Origin of the sequence: Sunxiuqinia rutila (assembly GCF_050589705.1) — a bacterium.
In the GTDB taxonomy this organism is placed as follows: Bacteria; Bacteroidota; Bacteroidia; order Bacteroidales; family Prolixibacteraceae; genus Sunxiuqinia; species Sunxiuqinia rutila.
This window is the reverse complement of record NZ_JBNGOT010000002.1, coordinates 268,421-286,533: the sequence shown is the minus strand read 5'-3', so window position 1 is coordinate 286,533 and position 18,113 is coordinate 268,421. Positions and strand designations below refer to the sequence as shown.

General features: G+C 37.5%; 12 protein-coding genes. All 12 read right to left on the bottom strand.

Annotated elements, in window-relative coordinates; translation table 11 throughout:
- Window positions 1-223: 223 nt before the first annotated feature.
- Genes ACRD6K_RS03065 through ACRD6K_RS03010 form a run of 12 tightly spaced genes read right to left on the bottom strand, consistent with a single transcriptional unit; the run spans window position 224 to window position 17,720 of the window.
- On the bottom strand, window positions 224-844 hold the full coding sequence (locus ACRD6K_RS03065; protein WP_430972023.1) for a hypothetical protein: 621 nt from the start codon (window positions 842-844) through the stop codon (window positions 224-226).
- A complete protein-coding gene (locus tag ACRD6K_RS03060; RefSeq protein WP_430972022.1) occupies window positions 831-2,285 on the bottom strand; it encodes a PglZ domain-containing protein in 1,455 nt (484 codons plus the stop codon). Before ACRD6K_RS03060 ends, ACRD6K_RS03065 begins: the two co-directional genes overlap by 14 nt.
- Window positions 2,275-5,040 carry a DEAD/DEAH box helicase gene (locus ACRD6K_RS03055; RefSeq protein WP_430972021.1) on the bottom strand — a complete coding sequence of 922 codons (2,766 nt, stop codon included), beginning with the start codon at window positions 5,038-5,040 and terminating at the stop codon, window positions 2,275-2,277. The genes ACRD6K_RS03060 and ACRD6K_RS03055 overlap by 11 nt, the downstream gene beginning before the upstream one ends.
- A 22-nt stretch (window positions 5,041-5,062) precedes the next feature.
- Window positions 5,063-7,387, bottom strand: a complete 2,325-nt coding sequence (locus tag ACRD6K_RS03050) for a GmrSD restriction endonuclease domain-containing protein (protein ID WP_430972020.1) — start codon at window positions 7,385-7,387, stop codon at window positions 5,063-5,065.
- A complete protein-coding gene (locus tag ACRD6K_RS03045) occupies window positions 7,377-9,230 on the bottom strand; it encodes a DUF262 domain-containing protein (protein ID WP_430972019.1) in 1,854 nt (617 codons plus the stop codon). The genes ACRD6K_RS03050 and ACRD6K_RS03045 overlap by 11 nt, the downstream gene beginning before the upstream one ends.
- Before the next feature lie 58 nt (window positions 9,231-9,288).
- Window positions 9,289-11,907: a DNA methyltransferase gene (locus ACRD6K_RS03040; RefSeq protein ID WP_430972018.1), complete on the bottom strand. Its 2,619-nt coding sequence runs from the start codon at window positions 11,905-11,907 to the stop codon at window positions 9,289-9,291.
- A gap of 15 nt (window positions 11,908-11,922) precedes the next feature.
- The gene (locus ACRD6K_RS03035) at window positions 11,923-12,363 is read right to left on the bottom strand and encodes a hypothetical protein (RefSeq protein ID WP_430972017.1); all 441 of its coding nucleotides are present in this window, start codon (window positions 12,361-12,363) and stop codon (window positions 11,923-11,925) included.
- A 1-nt stretch (window position 12,364) separates the two neighbouring features.
- Entirely contained in the window at window positions 12,365-12,751 is a 387-nt protein-coding gene (locus tag ACRD6K_RS03030; protein ID WP_430972016.1) for a helix-turn-helix domain-containing protein, read from the bottom strand.
- Window positions 12,752-12,764: 13 nt separating this feature from the next.
- The gene (locus ACRD6K_RS03025; RefSeq protein ID WP_430972015.1) at window positions 12,765-13,307 is read right to left on the bottom strand and encodes a hypothetical protein; all 543 of its coding nucleotides are present in this window, start codon (window positions 13,305-13,307) and stop codon (window positions 12,765-12,767) included.
- Between the two features lie 41 nt (window positions 13,308-13,348).
- Window positions 13,349-17,008: a DUF6079 family protein gene (locus ACRD6K_RS03020; protein WP_430972013.1), complete on the bottom strand. Its 3,660-nt coding sequence runs from the start codon at window positions 17,006-17,008 to the stop codon at window positions 13,349-13,351.
- A complete protein-coding gene (locus tag ACRD6K_RS03015) occupies window positions 17,005-17,436 on the bottom strand; it encodes a hypothetical protein (protein WP_430972012.1) in 432 nt (143 codons plus the stop codon). The genes ACRD6K_RS03020 and ACRD6K_RS03015 overlap by 4 nt, the downstream gene beginning before the upstream one ends.
- Entirely contained in the window at window positions 17,433-17,720 is a 288-nt protein-coding gene (locus tag ACRD6K_RS03010) for a helix-turn-helix domain-containing protein (RefSeq protein ID WP_430972011.1), read from the bottom strand. The genes ACRD6K_RS03015 and ACRD6K_RS03010 overlap by 4 nt, the downstream gene beginning before the upstream one ends.
- Between the last annotated feature and the right edge of the window lie 393 nt (window positions 17,721-18,113).

The following is an 18,113-nucleotide window of genomic DNA, read 5'->3' as shown; positions in this document are numbered from 1 at the left end:
AAATATGAGTACTCAAGTTAAGCCCATTTCCTGCACAATCAAAGCCCAGCCCGCATCGCGGGGTTTAGTTCAACTGAGGTGTTTAGGTCAGGTTGAGTATCAGCAATAAGCTTCCCGCGAACATTGTCTCAGGATGCATTGAAAGTTGTTAATAAAATGTTATAGCTCATGCGATAGTTGTTGTATCTCGAATTTGGTAATTAATCAATGGTGAAAAATCCATTCATAGCGCTAAAAACTCAAAATATGGGTCATTTAGTTGATAGGCTTGAATTTCATTATTTGCATTATGAACTTTGAAGGACTCAATGTAAATTTTTTGGCTAATCTCGTTGGTTAGGTTTATGGCTTCTTTGAACTCATAAAGCCCGGGAGCAGGACGGCTAAAAAAACCAGCCTCGATGTACATTGGAATAACACTGTCAATTGCATTTGGTAAGGAACGGTTGCTCCCGTATATCTTCGAAATTTCTTTGGTGAGCGCTTCCCGGTTTACAAATTCCTGCACCTTGAATAATTTACCCAGTATAGACAACAAGTCGTAGGAAAATACAAACGAACCGTTTAGCAAAGCCATCAGAATTACATTTCTATCAGATTTGGATTTAATTGCTGATAGGGTTTGTTCCCGGTTTGCATCAATAATGTCAATTATCGGGTTGTTGGAAATTATCTTTTTGACAATACGGACGGATTTCTTCAAACGATTTTCACCTGAAAAATGGAGCCTAAGCTGTTCTAAAATGTACTCATCAGAATAATAATCGTTCAGATAACTCTCTAATACAGACTGTAGCGTTTCCAGCGGAATACGTTGATTTATATCAATTTTATTGTTGGTCATTCTTAATTTCTACAAATGGTATTAATACTTCCAAAATGTGTGAGCCACCGTGCGTTACCAGGCTCTCTTTTGAGGAAAAGCTAAAGTTGTTTTTGAAATAAATGGCTTGCTCTTCCTGTGCTACCGAATCGGTTATGTCCGGGTTGTTTTTGAGCAGATCGTCTTTCAGCCAATTTTCAGAATATTCAATATGCCTTTCACTCCGGCTACCTGATTTGTTGGTGCCCAGCTTTTCACGTCCCTGGAGGCTTCGCCATCCTGTTGCCTGAATGTTGCCATGATCGGAGGTGATAAACACCCTGAAGTTTTGATTTAGGAGCTGGTGAACTACATCAACGATTTTCGACCGGCTAATCCAATTCTCCGTTAGTTTTAGCAAATCAGTATAATCTTTTGAGCTGTGCATATAATCATCAAGATCCTTAAAAACTAACGCGAAACGTTTTACTGGCGCAAGGTTCTCCAGCTTTGTATTTTCATGTTGATACCTGATTTCTGCACTATTCAAGCCTTTATTTTTCCAATAAGAAAGCCACAGCTTTTCTTCATTGGCGGGATTTTGCCTGTAAGTTCTTTCAGGAGAATCGCCTTTAAATATTGCCTGTCGTGAGAGTTGGGTGATTGATGGTAGCCAGGAATATACACAACCTTCCTGTTTTGCAGCCTGGATTCTGTCCCGGAACAAGTCATACTGCCAACTGCTTAATCCATCGACAACGATTAATGCAATTTTTTCGGCCTTGTAATTGAAATCGATGTAATCCAGAATTTTAGAGACTATTTTGGGGCTTTTTACAGCACTTGCATTTTTAAGTTGTGCATAGTTTTTCGCTAAATCCTTTTGAAAGATTTCATTAGCGTCATTTATTACGCCAACAATATCATTGTATTGTTTTGTCCCGATGGCTTGAATTAGTCCATTTGATATGATTTGCAGGACTACCGGCCAGTTAACCGGTTCCTGAGTCAATTCTGCTTCAATTGCATCTTTAAATTGTTGTGTGTCAAAGTTACTCCCGGGAGACTGCGATTTGATTGAAAGAATCTCCTTCAGCGTTTCTTTCTTTGTTAAACCAACAACCGGGTTCTTTGAAAACAAAATCTCAAGTATTGGCAATTCTTCGTGTATGAGACTTGGAATGTGGTAACTCCCTAAATAATGTTGGAGAAAAAATTCATACCGTATTGAATGGCTGCTAATATCTTCGAGGTAATTTTGGCGGTTAGCACTTAGTAAAATAAGTAAGAGGTGTCCATCCTTTAATTCGTATGTGATTCTTTGTTTTAAAGGTGAGCCTTGAACTATATTAATTCCTTCATCAGCCAGTTTCACTATCACATCTTCACGAAAAAGAAATCGATCGTTGTTTTCAACCAGCAGCACTTTTGTTGCCTGGCATTTCAGATCATTGGCAATATTTTTTATTAAACTATCTGACATCAATTCGTACTGTTAACAGTTGTTTTAGACTTGGAATAACCATTTGGTTCATCTGAAAATCCTTCATCCATTTTTCATGCTCTTTTTCCAGTCTGTTTAATTTGGATTGCCGAATGTTCTCAATACCAATTTTGCTGATTCTTAATTTCTGGTATTCGTAGAAATTAACCCGGTTTTCCTTTTTCTTATTCATTTTGTCCGAAACGCTTGCTTCAAGGTTTTGGAATACTGTATATAAATCGTTTTCAAGCTCTTTTTCACTATCAAATTGTTGGGTAGCGGTGCCATTTTCAATTTTTGCGTTGCCAATTCCTGAAATAAAACGACTCCACAAATCGTTGGCATAAGCCGCATAATGTTTGCCGTTATCAGCTACAAAAAATGGTTGATAGTGGGTAATTGTTTCCAGTTGGCTTTGTGCTGTAATTTGCCACAGGCTGAAATAGCCAGGTGTTTCTTCGTCGCTGTTAAATCGCAATACTGGAATACCTTTCGACGCGTCGAAGGTGCTCAAATCATTCAGAATTTTACGAATCCAATCGTGCTGCAAGGTGAGGTGTTCAATTCCAGGGTTATTTAAGGAAACCTCAGAATCGAAAGCTACTTTTTTTGATTCACCATTTACTTTGACGCTGGCAAAGCCCAGCAGATTTTTCGAGAATGTGCCGTTCTGAATTTTACAGTGTTCCATAACCAATGATTCGAGCCATTGGGGAAGGGGACTGTGTTTTATTTCAGCTGCTTTCTTATTGTCAATATCTGTTTCCTGCACCTGCGGCAGAATGCCTTCGGTACTTTGGAAGTTTCGTAATTTCGCTTTGATCTCGTATAACCATTTCTCGCCCACAAATTCAAAATGTTCCGGGTCTAACAAGTTTCTCAGGTATAGGCCGCTGACACTTTTCATTTCGATGGTTGAATCGAGCACATCGGATGTTTTATCGATCCCTAACTGATTAAGAATACTATTTAGTTTTTCGTGAATGACTTCGTACACCCTTAAATCGACACTGTTATTGGTAAGCATGTTGAAGGCATGCACTGTATTTTTTTGACCAATCCTATCCACACGACCAATGCGCTGTTCAATCATCATTGGGTTCCACGGCAGGTCGTAATTGAATACAATGTGGCAAAATTGCATGTTTAAAGATTCACCGGCTGCATCGGTGGCAATTAGGATTTGAGCTTCTTCCTTGAACAGGGTTAATGCCCGTTTCCGTTCATCCAAGTCCTGACTACCGTTGATGGCTGCACATGTGTAGCCTTTCTTTTCGAGGATGCCTTTCAGCATCTTCTGCGTGGAACGAAACTCGGTAAAAACAATAATTTTTAATTCCGGGTTTTCTTGTTCGAGTTGTAAGGTTTTGTACTGCTTTAACAATGCTTCTGCTTTGGCATCGGTTTCGTTTTGCAAACATGCCTTTGCTTCTTCAATCAGGTTAGCCAGAATTTGTTCTTCATCAACCAGACTATCTGAATTGCCGTTTTTGCCGTTAAAGTCCACCAAATCATCGTATTCATATTCACCTGAATCCAATTCGTCCCGGTAGTTATCCAAATCATTATCATCTCCCAGGCAAAGCCTTTCCAAACGACCTTGCATGGCCGAAAGAATGGCTGCGGTTGAACTACTTACCAGACGCTGAAACAGAATCATAATTAAGCCTTTGGCTGTATTGTTGTTACGTTTGGCCTGGTTAAATCCTTTACGAACATATTCAGTGACCGATTGGTACAGTTGCATCTGGCGTTGATGCCTGTTTATATCGAGCAGCACATCGAAACGATGTGTCTGACGTTCGTTGAACAATTTGTTGCCGTCGTAATCAACGGCCAGTCGTTTTTCTGTACGGATAACATAGGGTTCCAGCTCTTCAATTTCGGGAAGTCCTTCACCTGCAAACGCATCGGGATCGAGCAATTGAAGGATTCGCCGGAAATGGTCTGATTTGCCCCTGTGAGGGGTTGCAGACAGCAAAAGTACATTGGCGACCGTATTACAAAGCTCCTGGGCTAAAACATAACGTGAAACCGTTGACGATGCACCTCCCATTTTGTGTGCTTCATCAATCACCACCAAATCGAAATCGGCATCCAATACGGCTTCAATTCGGTACTTGTTGTACTCGTCAATGCGTTCTTTTGTCCAGCCTTGTCTTCTATCCAGCGGTTTTAGCGCATCGGTTGATACAATTATCTGGTTGTGCTGTGTCCAGAAATTATATTCTTCGTCGGCATTGATGTTGGAGAAGGTGCGGGCCATTGAGGTAATCATATCAGAATCGTAGAGATGGAATACCTCGTTAAAATGTTCTTTCAGCTCGCTTTGCCATTGCAACATCGATGATTTGGGCACAATAACCAAAATGCGTTTAATTTCGCCACGCAGTTTTAGTTCTTTCAGAATTAAACCGGTTTCAATGGTTTTACCCATACCCACCTCATCGGCCAGTAAAAAACGGTTTTGCATGCTCTGCATTACCTTTTCCAATACCAAAACCTGATGCGGTAATGGTATTAAGCTGCTTTCGTAAGGAGCCAGAATGTTTTTTTTGGCAACTTCGTCTTTTATTTTAGCTGCAATGGAAACAAAGCGAAGCCAGGGCAGGGTATAGCTCAACGAATCGGGTTCGAGCTCGTTGTAGTTAACCTGCAGGAACGTATTGTCTTCGAGAATACGAATCCAGGCAATTCGTTGACCGAATAATTCTTTTTCGCCAATGACTTCTATTGCTTTTCCCTTGAGTTTCATCTTTTTTTGATGCTTAAAATGATTATTCGCTTAACGATTTAGACTGATAATCTAACAGCATCTCAACCAGTTTTAATCCTTTTTCTACACGATCTTCTAAATCAATATAGTCGGCATTCTGATTAATTGCATATCGTAACTCTTTTGTTCCGTTTTGCTCAAATAGTTCAAAATCATCATTTGTAGTTAAGCCATTGTTTAGTTCTTCTTCATTTTCCGAAAGTACCTTTACAACATACCAGCTATTGTAGTTTCGAATACTAAATGAATTTCCATGCTCATTGAATACGATTAAGGAGTTATCGTAATTTTCAAGTGAGGTTCTTTCTTGTGTTTTTTTATGGATACAGAATAAATATGGAGACCAATTTTGCCCGTTAAGCTGGGTACTATTCATCATTCGGGAATGGTATTGATATTTCTTGTCCATTATCCAACTTGAATATCCTTTGGGCATATGACGACATTCTTTGTATTTAATGTAATAGTAGCGCCAGTCTTTAATGGTATCCTCTGATTGTAAATAGTTATCAATTATCGTTTCCAGGTTTGAAACGCATAGTTTATCTAGTAATTCATTTAATATGCTTTTTGTGTTTGCATAACCAACTCTCAAATTACTTGGTGTAAACAATTCACGCCATTGGCTTTGGTTATTTGCTCCAAGCTGATAGTGCATCCAAACTCCCCACCTTATTTTATCCGTTTTAGATTTACTTGAACCATAAAATTGTGAATAATCACCACAACTAAACATGGCTCTTTTAATGCTTCTATAATCAGGATTGCTTTCGTTGAATGTTTTCAAAAACTGCTGTGCTCTGGACACAAATAAATCATCTAAATCAAAAATTGTTGTGCAGCCTTGCAAAATACTATTATCCTCTAACTGATATAAACACGTTTCTGATTCCGGATGAGATCGTAAGTATGCTTCTTTGTCCTCCTCATTTCTAATTTGAGAACTATTAAACTTTGATGTTTTATCAAGAGGCTTTCCTTCCATTACCTGTTCAACCGATACAAGCAAATTGTGCATATTATCTTTACGAACCGTATCCTCGGAATTAGCGATTAAATTTCTAATTTTTCGATAAGTTTTCTGTGCCTCTTCAACACCATTGACAATGCCATAAATAGCAGCATAAAACAGCAGTTGTTCACCAATTGAAAAGGGATTACTTCTTTGAGAAGGGTCGTAATTTGCAGAACATAAGTTGAACAATTGAGTCGATTTACTTGAAAAGAATAAGCGAATAGCATTTTCACCTTGATTATTCTCTCCTGTATAAAAACAACCTGCAAAATAATCTTTGAAGTCAACACCCTTTATATGCTCAAAAATTTCAAACAGATTTTCAAGCATACCTCCAGTAGTATAAACATGTTTGAAATACGATATTTCGTCTGGGAATGATGATTGGTTTATAGATAACTGTTGTCTGGCAATAAATATATCTGTGATATACCTGAAGAATTTTAAAAAAGATTCATCAACAAACTTGGCAATATCTTTTATTTCCTCACCATTCTGCTCTTTTGTTTCAAATAATTGATACCAAAACAAATCATACCAGTCTTTATCGATCTTATCATTAAATTCTTCTTTCTTGTTGTCAGGTACTATTTTGGAAAACTCCGATTTGAAATATTCAAAGTTGGTAAGTGGCTTACCCCTTGAATTCATTTTTATATACAGCTCATCTGGTAGATTTAGTTTAGTCATGTCCAGTTGATGAAACACAATTTGAGCATTATCGTCCCACAGAGCACTCCACAAATCATCAACACTCTTGTTCTGAGCCTTTTCTTCAATTGCATCAAGCATTGTAAGCATTGATGATATAGTTGGGTCATTATCCCAACCAGAAAAATACCAGGATTGATTGGCAATATGTTCGCCAATAGTTTTTTTGTTCTCTTCAGGGGCTACGCCATCCTTGCCGATTGAGAGTTCAGGAATAAGGATTTTATCTGTAATCAGTTTTTCGCAAAAAACACGAGAGCTATGCCTAGTTTCGTAACTAAAGTTCAAAAGAACAGAACCTACTTCATGTAGTAGATTTTTCTTGTATGCTACAAACCAATGCAATAAAAAAAGAGTAGTTAAACGTTGCTGGCCATCCAGAGGTATAAATATTTGATTTGTACCTTCTTCAATGTAACCATATACAAAATCTAATTCCAGAATTTCAGCATTGGGTTTACAAGCTTCTAGCAATCTATTTAAGAATCCATCCCTGATTTTGGGAACATTCCCATGTTGCCTCCCTTGTGCGTAATCCCTTTGAATAATTGGAATTTCGACTTTATATTTTTTAAGCAGTTGCAATAAACTAGTTGCCATTTTCAGTAGATTCTTGTTTTAGATATTTATTTAATACATCGTGAATAGCAGAAACATAATTCGCTTGCTCCTTTGCTCCCCAAAAATAGAATTGTTGATTAAGTGATTGTTTTTCAAAATATTTAAGAAAAACTCGCTTAGTACATACCGGAATATAATTCCCCTCGGTATCCATCTTCATGATTTTTCTTCTCTTTACTTCAAAAACTGAGTTGTTCAATGCCGAGTTATCTGCTTGTCCCAATAATGCTAGGTTGGCTATGGAATGAATATCGCCTCTACTGTCATCTTCAGCGTTAAAATAATCGAATGCCTTGTTTGCCAATTGTTCAAATTGAGCCCATGTGTCACCATCTTTTAATCCTCTATAATTTTCGAGATTGGTAATCAGTTCTTCAAGGTCTTTATCCTCATTCGTTTTTAATAATTCCTGTAGCAGAGGTAAATGATTATCTATCCAAACCTTCCATTGTTCTTTCTTGGTTTGGTCAAGAAATTCAGAATTTTGTGCATGAATATGTTCTAAAGACCAATTTTCGACATTCTTGTGAAACTTGAACGGATAGAATTCTTCAATATTTCGGTTAATCCGAATCGTTTCAACATTGAAAAACAATAGAACAGTTTCTAATTTATTGTACTGCGTTTTCTTGTCGTACCGAAGGTTTAATATTTCATCGAAGCTGCAATTAAGAACTTCATCCTTAATCATCTTGTCCAGGTAGGATGAGAATTCATCCTTCAAACAATGTTCTGATTTCTCGATTAATGCCCTAGCGCTTTTGCCTACTGCAATTAGAAAACCTACTTTGTGATATAGGGTTCTATCTTTTTGCCATTCCACAAGGGTTTGAAAATATTTCTCAATCTTTAACCAAACTGACCAAAGTTCCTGATTTTCGTCCTTTGAAAGTTTTAAGAAGTATAAAAAAGTATGTAATGAATCTCTTTGATGTTCATCCTTATTTGCCATAAAATCGAGTAGAAGCTCAATTTTGGTTGGATATTTATCTTGTTTTTTATTGGTAATAAACGCCCAAAACGATTCATCAGCAATTTGTTGCTCAATAATATCCCACATTTGGCATATCTCTAATTTTCTTCTACTTGCCTCTTGTGGTGATACATAGTTGAAGCTATAGTCGGATAAAAACAATGCTTTAACAAGCTCTGCATTGGTTAAAGGTATTTTACCCATATTTAACCGGGTAAATAGTTCCTTGCTTTTCTTTAATTCGTCTGCTTCATTGATATTACGATGCTCCGGTTCATACCAAATAACTTGCACAGAACCACTATCAGTTTTTTCACCAAGAAAGGTGTTTCGCAACTTTTCTTTTTTGGTCAGTGTCTTAACTTTTTCACTTTCATTAAACCATTTTTCTATCGTGTCATAGGCATTGAAAATGTGGTAATAATCAATATTCTCTCGTGCTTTTTCTGGAGATAACGATGCCAGATAGTTTTCACTCTTTTTCCTTGTTTCGTAACGTAAAGTGAAAAGCTCATTACCATATGCATTGAAAAGTGAGCCTCCAGCTATTAGATTTTTCTCAATGTACTTAATAATTAAATAGCTTGTTGTTAAACGTTGTTGCCCATCAATAACTTCATAACCGTCAATGTCTATATTGTTTTCGCTCCATTTTTTAGGTTTTACAACGATCGGTTGAATACAATAAAATTCACCTTTTGCAGGATCTTTTTCTGCAAAATCCCACACATCGTCGAGTAGTTGTGTGACTTGTTCTGAAGTCCACCGATATCCTCTTTGATAATGAGGAATATAAAAATGATGCCCGAGTAGGTCGAATATTGTTCGTAATTCTAATTCTGCGTTCACTTTGTGTTTTTTTTAGTCCTAACCGTATTTATACAATTTCGTGCGTCAGTAATTTACACTACACTTTGGAGCTTGCAATATCATAGAACTGCAACAGCACCTCATCTTCCATTAATAGGTTGTTGGGGATACGTTCGCCCACCTGTACGATGGTGCGAAAATCCTTATCCTGGTAACATTGTTTAAAGCCAGCGCGGAGGGATTCTACACGTACTTCCTTTATTTTGCCTCGTGGTTTAAAGGCTTCGGTTTTGTAGCTTTCAAATTGTTTGAGTAAACGTTTGTTGCGTAATTTTTCCAAATCAACTTCATTCTCCGGGTCGGGGAGGTACCATTTCCCGCTATCGTCTTTTAAGAAGTTTTCGTCCAGTATGGTCGCCAGTTCCGGGATAATATCGCCAGTACGCACACCAGCCAGGGCTTGCATCCATTGTGGTTGAATGTCCTGATATGTCAGTGGATTGTTTCGTAATAGGTTTTTCAACCAATACACACCATCTTGCTCCGATGATACCAATAAGGAAAGTTGAATAAAAGTAGGTGCTTCGGCTTTCTTTTTATCGTATTCCTGCACTTGTTCACTGGTAAAAAACATACCATCCCGCTCTATAAAACGTTCACGTAAATCTTGTTGGAATCTTCCTGCATCAATAGGAACGGGTAGTCCTTTTTGTACATAAAAGGAAATTAGCCTGTCAAATAATATTTTGGGGCTACGCTCTATAATAGCGGTTGTGGCATTTTCTTTAGCTAAATGGATAGGCAAATGGTGTAGATGTTCATCTACAAAATCCCAGACAGCTACATCGCTATTCTGATTTTGTTTAAACTTCTCATCAAATTCAGACGACGGTTTATAGCATGAAATTATTAAGTCTTGTTTTACAGCTGTAGTGTAAGTCATAGATTTTATACCACCGTGTTTCTTATCTAATGCTGCCACATTTGCAACAATAAATCCAGAGTTTTGAATTGCGGTTTGAATCCCATTCCAAACCGCAGCACTTGTATTGCTAAATTCCACTGTCATCCATTTCCCCGGTTTAAGAATCCTATGGTATTCTTTAAAGCACTCATGCATTATATTTTGGTAAACCAAAGTAGTTTTATTCTGTGTAGAATTTTCAATAGCTTCAGGTTTATTATCCGTAAATACACCTAACCAAGATTCCCAAATAAAATTAAGCTCTGAGTACATTATATTTGCGCCAAATGGGGGGTCGGTAAATATGTAATCTACCGAATTATCAGCTATTATATTCGATTGAGCTGGATTGGTTGATGTAACAACACCAGAGTTATTCCATGAGAATTTTGGGATCTTTGACTTTAGCAAGTCAAAAGGATTTTGCTCAACATACTCACTTGATACATATAATGTTCCACTCAATGGTCCGTTAACTTCACCGTGTGGAGTTCTGGGTTTTAGAACATATCTATTCAATTTAGTTAGGTTACGAGATAAAATACTTGTGGCGACAAATTTTTCCTGAAGGTTTAATTGGCTCCATAATTCTGAGATAAAAATGAGATTGCGTTTTGTGTAGAAATGATGAACATGTGTCATCCCATATTTATCATTTCTTCTTGATTCGTCGCCTTCTGGCAATCTGCTAATTGGAATCCAATTATTAATTGTTAAATCAATTATTTGATTGTTAACTTTTAAATCAAAATCGTCAGGTTTCTTGTAATAACTCTTTCTATTAGTGGTGTATTTAACTAAAACTGGAAAATATTTTTTTGACTTCAAAACTTGATTAATGTGATTGTCAAAATCTGAAATCAAATAATTGGAACAACTGTTTTTAGATAGCAGAGAAGAGCAATTAGAGCAATTAAATTCCTTTTTCATTCTGCCTTTATTTGTATCTGCCATTTCGTCCCATAACACAAATTCATGATTGCACTCAGGGCATTGTGTTACTTCACTCCAAACCACGAAGTCAATTCTACCTAGACTGCCATCTGTATGTCTAGTTTCGTACATCCACTTGTATTTCTTATATAGCTTAGCGAGTTTTTCATTAATATTCTTTGTAATTGAATGTGTATCATACTGGCTATTCAAATTTGCAGAAATGAAAGTTGCAGATGGAGCTAAATCAGATACAATTGCATGTCTTTCTCCCCATCGCGGTTCAGAGTTGTGAGAATGAGTATATTCAAGAGTTAATCTAGTTTTCAAAGCATTGTCCGCATTTCCACATTGCTTTGCTGCTACCCCAGTCATTCCAGTACCTGCAAAACCATCAAACACAATGTCCCCTGGTTCTGTATAGTGTAATAAATATCTCATAATGGCAGGATGCGGGACTTTTGTATGATAGGTGTGTAAAGAATAGAAAGGATTATTTTTCCCTTCACTCACATCACTTGCATAAGGTTCATCAACTGTGAAATCAGCAGAACGTTTGCCTTCTTTTTCCAACTGCTTTTTTTCTTTTTCCCAGTCGCTTATAAAATCGTTTAACCAGGGATTTGGGCAGGCTGTATAGTAGGGTGGATCGGAGAGCTTAATAATGTCTTCGTCTTCACCAATGGGGAAGCCTTCCATTTGTTTTAGTTCCGGTAGTTTTTTTCGGAGTTCGTTACGGAAGTGTTCGCGGCGTTCTTCTTCGGAGTTAAAGGTTAAACCCAGTACGGTAACGGGTTGATTATTGGTTTTTTCGAACATGTTTGTTTGATTTTTTTACTTGTTGGATGAATTTGCCAGCATTTTTTGCGGCGAAACTACGGGGAGAATGACATTTTTTAGCCCGGCATTTTGCAGCTTCTCGAAGATGATTCCCCGGGCAGTTGATAAACTTATTCCGAGCAGGGTGGCAATCAGGGGCGCATAAAAAACGGGATAGTTTTCTTCTTTTAACTGGTAAAAATCGGAAAGCTGTTCAACGTTAAAATGGAAATCGATTTGAAAAAATAACAGCTGTGTTTTGTTGGCATCTTCAAATGAAAAAACGAGTTCCAGTTTAATTCGTTCGTCTTTCAGGTTATGTAATACTTTGTGCCCAACATTTAATCGGTGTTCCTTGTGTTTTTTAAATGCCTGTGCATCTATTTTTTGTTGTGCAACTTCTATGGCTAACAGATGAATGTGCTCAGGTATTATGGGTGCTTGCTTTTGTTCCATATTACATTGCTATTTCATATTCCTGCGACAGGCATGATACTGTATATTCTTCCCCTTTGGTTTTTAATTCGTCTTTGTTCTCAATTGTTCCCAGGAACACATATTCGTATTCTTTTACCGGTTCGGTATGAATAAGGTCGATACCTAAAGCCATTTCCATTTTAATGGTACTCTTTAGGGTGAGGTTGTGCATCCCAGTCAGCCATTTTGAAACTTCAGATGGCTTTTTTCCCATTGCTTCGGCTAGTTGTGCTTTCGACCAGCCTTTATTTTGCAGGGCTATACGCACTTTTTCAACGATGGCCAGATTTTTTTCAATAAAACGATCTATTTCAGGGTCACCGTGTTCTTTTAACCAGCTTGATATTGAATTTTTTGATTTTCTCATTTGTTTTCTTTTTTTAATCCCATTCGAGTTTAAAATCATCATCTACACGAATATCTGACCAATCCTCATTCCATTGAATCTCTTTATTAACTATTGCTTGATCTAGTAATTTAGAAAGTTGATTGGCCATTTTAAAATGTGATCTTACATTGTCGCAATCTTGTGGATTTTGTTTTGTTTTGATATCTCCATTAAATAGGAATACTACTGATTCGCTTGCTCTGAAACAATATAATCTTAAATTATTGGCTGTGTTTTCATTATTTTTAGTTGCTTCTGAATATTCCACATAGACAGGATCTCTGTCTTTACCTTTAGGAGGTAATGCCCTTGCATCACCCGTTTCTGCTTCATTTCTAAAGTAGTTTTCATACGCCCCAATTTTATCACCAATTTTTTCTAACCATGCCAGGATGTGATTTAATTTTTCACTGTTTTCAGCAGTATGCTTTTCGACAAACTGATCATATAAGGCATCATCATCGTTAATAGCTACAGAATAGTATGTTACTTTTCTGTATTGTTCAACCAGTATTAGTTCTGCAAAGCTATTCACTTATAAGTTAATTTTCAAATTTATTTCACTTTAAGGTGAATTTACTTGAGTATTATCCTAATTTTATCTCGCTCTTTACCTTTTGAAATACTGTCGATATAGGCTTTAAATGCCTCAATCGCGTCGTCGGGAGTAAGTGGTTTGTTGAACTGTACTTTTAAATTATCGATCGTCAGTTCGATTTTTTCAAGTCCTTTGTGCAAGTCCATCACTGCATTGGTAATTTTCCGCACATTGTCTTTGGCCAGTACGATGACACCCTTTTTGAAATCGTTTAAAAGTTTGGCCTGTGCTGGCTCAAGCAGACTCATGTTCTTTTTAACAATCGGGTCTTCCAAGGTATCTTTTAATGTTTGCTCCCAATTTTCCAACAGTGCTTTCAGCTCTGTTTTTAAGGTTGAAACAGAAATACTGGTTGTTCCTTCGTATTCAATTGGATTAAAATCCTGATATGGCGCGGTTAGTATCAGTTCTTTATTCACCTTGCCATCGGCAGGTTGCAATTTATTCAAGCTGCTATGCCATTGTGCATATTGCCCTGTTGACAAGAAATCGGCATCTTTTAAAACATCGCACATTACTTTCTCATCCGAATCCAATAACGCATGCTTTTGAGTATTGTCGGCATCGCTGATTCTGTATTTTAAGTACAGTTTTAAATACCAGTCGGCATATCGGTTTTTAAGGTCGGACAGTTTTGTTTTGTAGGTTGTCTTTTCAGTGGAGTTATCCGATGAAAGGATGGCTGCAAGTTGAGTAATGGCATTCGTGATCTCCTCCTTAAATGCGGCATCCGTTACATATTGGCGGCACTGTTGTAAATAGGAAATATCGTCGTTAAACTGTGCTATTTCTTCCAGTTGCTTTTCGAGGTTCTCAATAAGTGGTTTTGCTTCCAGTAGTTTGTTTATTTCGTCGATGCTGTATTGAAAGTTTTTAATTTTTGCCTCGGAGGTATAATTGGCCAGCTTATCGCAGAATCCGGAAAAGCCGGTAAATTTTGTCCGGTAATGAATGCTTTCTGATTCTGAAATGATTTCAATACCTTTAAATACAAGTCCACCCTGAATCTTATTTAAAGCAGTGACGGCACGTTTCGCCCAGTCGGTCGCTGCATTAACCAAACTCGTGTACGTTGTAGGATCTTTTAGTTGTTTGCTTAAATCTCGGCCTAACAGCCCGACAAACATGGTTTTTAAGGCAGCTTCGTTGAGGCCTTTGGGCGGTTTAACGTGAGTAAAAGAATAAAAATCTTCTTTGACAATATCTTTTAGATCATTAAGATTTGTCGAGTTAATGGATGAGCCTGAACTTAAAACGATTTCGAGTTCACCCAAAGCTGCTAAGGTTGATAAAACAACAAATTCAAGCTCTGCTTCAATTTTAAAATCTTTTGAAAGCCACAGGTTATCGCTTTTATCAACGTACTCGATAATATCTTCCTTGTTCAGCACTTTCCCGTCGCCTTTTTCTTTCAATAGCTTCACAATGTTTTTTGCGTATGGCGAATGCGAGTAATCTAACATGCCGGGCACCCATAAACCTAAGCCGGAAAGGATTCCCTCACCATCTTTATTCGTTTGTTCGGGATTTGAAACTTTCGACAAAGCACTTCTAATCCGATTAAAGATATTGTCTTTGGTATTCGGCAAAGCGAGCTGCGAGAATTTAGGGTAGTTGGGTGTTTCCTGTTCAAACCAATTTTCAAATACTTCGGATGCAATGGCTGCAAATATTTGTTCTTTGGATGAACCTACGCCCGGCAGTGCAAAACCATTCAACGGGTATTCCTTACCCTGATAATCAACTTTTGTAACCTGGAGGTATTCCTGATTGAAAAGTTTGATGGCTTTTTTCTGTAGTTCATCAATCTTCTGGCGGTAAATTGTTTTCTGCGATGAATCGGCCCTTACTTCTAAGGCTAATGCTGCACCGTAAAGTGTTACCGCATTTTTAAAGTCAACAGACAGATCATCCATGATGAAATAAACCTCATCTTCTTCGTGATTGCGTATTTTTTTTGTTTCATCGAAGATGGGCATGAAGTACATGTAGAAATGCTGGCGTGGATGGGTTGTTGACTTTTCGTTTGGATTACCAAAGAAAATATAGCCATCGCGATAGGTTTTGTGCGATTTCCACTCGATGCTGTGTCTCCAGATATTGAAGGTTGGCCTGTAGGTATCGTAATCCAAAGACAGAATTATCTTCATGAAATTGAAGAAATATTCGTCTTTGTTTGAATCTCCCATAGTAGCGGCATAATCCTTGATTTTTTGGTCGAAGTTTATTCCTCCTTCGATGCGCAAGTGATACTCACCGTTTTCAGCATCTTTGTCGAAGTATTGCCCGGATGTGGCGGTGATGATTTGCTGAGCTGTTGATTCCATAATGTCCATCAGGAAATCCCTGTCATCAGCCAATTTATCAGTCAGGCACAGGTCATCGACCAGGTGTTCTGTATTTGTACCGTTTTGCTTGTTTAGTTCATGTTGAAGGATTTTAATTGCACAAGCATTTGCAATTCGTTTGGCAATTTTTTTCTTTCCAGCGCGGACGCCGGTAAAGTAGCTTTCAATTTTATCGTTAATTGTTTCAGTTACCTCTTTTACTTTACGAACATCGGGAATAGCCATTAAATCCTGACTTTTTTGGATGTCTTCCCAATATCTGTCATAGGTCAAAAGTCCCGGGTTGTCATTAGGTATATCAACCTCAAGTATCTCACGAAACTGGTTGGACAGTGTTTTTAAGATTTCACGCTGGCTTTTGCCAATTCTGATACGTTCAAAATTCTCGAAATAAGTGGGATGCACAGGGAAGAGTTCCACGTAGTCTTGCGTTCTTCCGTGCATATCGGTGAACAGCTTTAAAAAGCTGTCTAAGTGGTCCTTTATTTTCTGTTTTTGGTGTTCGTTTTTACGGAGAAGGCGATTTTTGACGATGTAGGCAACATCCTCTTTTGTAATCATTATGTCCTTGTACCTATCGTTTACTTTTTGCAGCATATCTGCTGCAAACTGAAATTCAGGTGAGTGATAAATCATTTCCTGAACGCCAAATATAAATTTGAATTTTGTTGAGTCACAAGCTTGCCCAAGTGCCTGTAAAACCTGTAAATCCTGGTTTAGTTTATCAGGAGTACTTCGTCCCTTTAGATAGGCCAACATTTCATCGATTACCACCAAAAAGCCTTTGTCCGGGAACTTCTCTTCAAACTCAGCCATCATTAATTTGAGTTTATCGGCATAGGTTAATCCTTTGTGCCCTTCGAACGAGAAATCGATTCCTATTTCTTCAAAAAATATTTCAATTTTGACGGTTACAAAATCCCATAGACTTTCAGTACCACCAAGCTCAAAGCGTAGGACTTTAAACTGGCCCGCAATTTTTAACAGCTCTTTTTTTGGAATTTCGTCCTGTACCAGTTCAATTAATTCTTCCTGTTCCGCGATTAATGAAACCAACGACATTAAGTGGGATTTACCTGTACCGTAATTACCAACCACCTGGAGCCCGAATGTTTCTCCGTCGTAACTGAAATCCAGATTACGAACCATTAGTGGAATAAGTACTTTTCTAAATGTGTCGGAGAAAACAAAGGTCTTTACCAGGTTTCTCTGATAGTCTGTTTGGTTAGTCTTGCTAAATTTTACAACCTCTGTGATTGGTTCAAAATTTATGAGTTCGTTGTACTTCATATTATTATGTGGCTGATATTTTTTAAATTGATTTTGATTCCATTATATTTTGAAAGAAAGTATAAGTTCCCGGCTTCAATTTCCCCGTCCCATTTTATGAATAAAGCATTGTCGCAGGAAAATCTTTCAAACAAGCTGAGAATGTCAATTTTTAAATCAGGTTCAAAAAGAATCCCAATGTTTGAAATTGCCATTAGTTTGCCGAATGTTACATGATTAATGAGTATTGACGTGAATAGCTTATCTATTTCGTTTTTTGCTTTGAATGAAAGCTTTCTGTCGTCTAAAAGATGAGCGATTTTTTCCGCAATTGCGATTCCAATATCGAAGGGTTCAACACCAGGAATATCGTCGCGAAACAATACGATTTTGTTTCTTGCGGTTGATTTTAAATAACTGAGGATGTTGTCTGGAGAGTTCTTGCTCATTTTTTTGTATCTAACTTAATTGACACCAACGATATTGCTTTTCGAGCAAGCTCTTCGTCTTTTATTAGTTCATAAATCTGACCAGCTAACCAAAGCGTAAGAAGTTCATTCTTATCGGTGCTGAGTAATTTCGCGAGTTTAATGACTTGTTCTCGTTTGGCCTTGCGATCGCCACGTTCAATCTTGCTGTACATGGGAGTATCAATCTCCAATTCGGCAGCCAGTTGGCGTTGAAGGAGGTGCTTTTCTTCCCTCAATTCTTTAATGCGTTTGCCTAAAAACATAATTATATAATTAATGACTTGTCAGAAAATGTCTAAAATACAAAAAGTATTAGTAAAAAAAGAAAATCAGAGAAAGATTTTATGAACATTATTCCGGTTGTTTTTTCACCGGGATATGGCTTTTATTCCAAATCGTAAACACTCAAAAATCAATTTAATCCGAATTGCAAAAGGAATCGGAATAAATGGACGATGGTAATCGAAGCGGGGGAGGCGCGTTAATAGTCAAGTGTTTTTACCGCTGTTTTTGCAATGAATTTTCCTTTCGAAGTATGAGAAAGGTGTATTCATGCAAAAGTATAATCGTTTTCATAAACTCTTGACTATTCATGCGCTGCGTTTATGCCGAAGTCTTTTGCAACCGCAGGCTTGTTTGGATTGAATTGAATACAT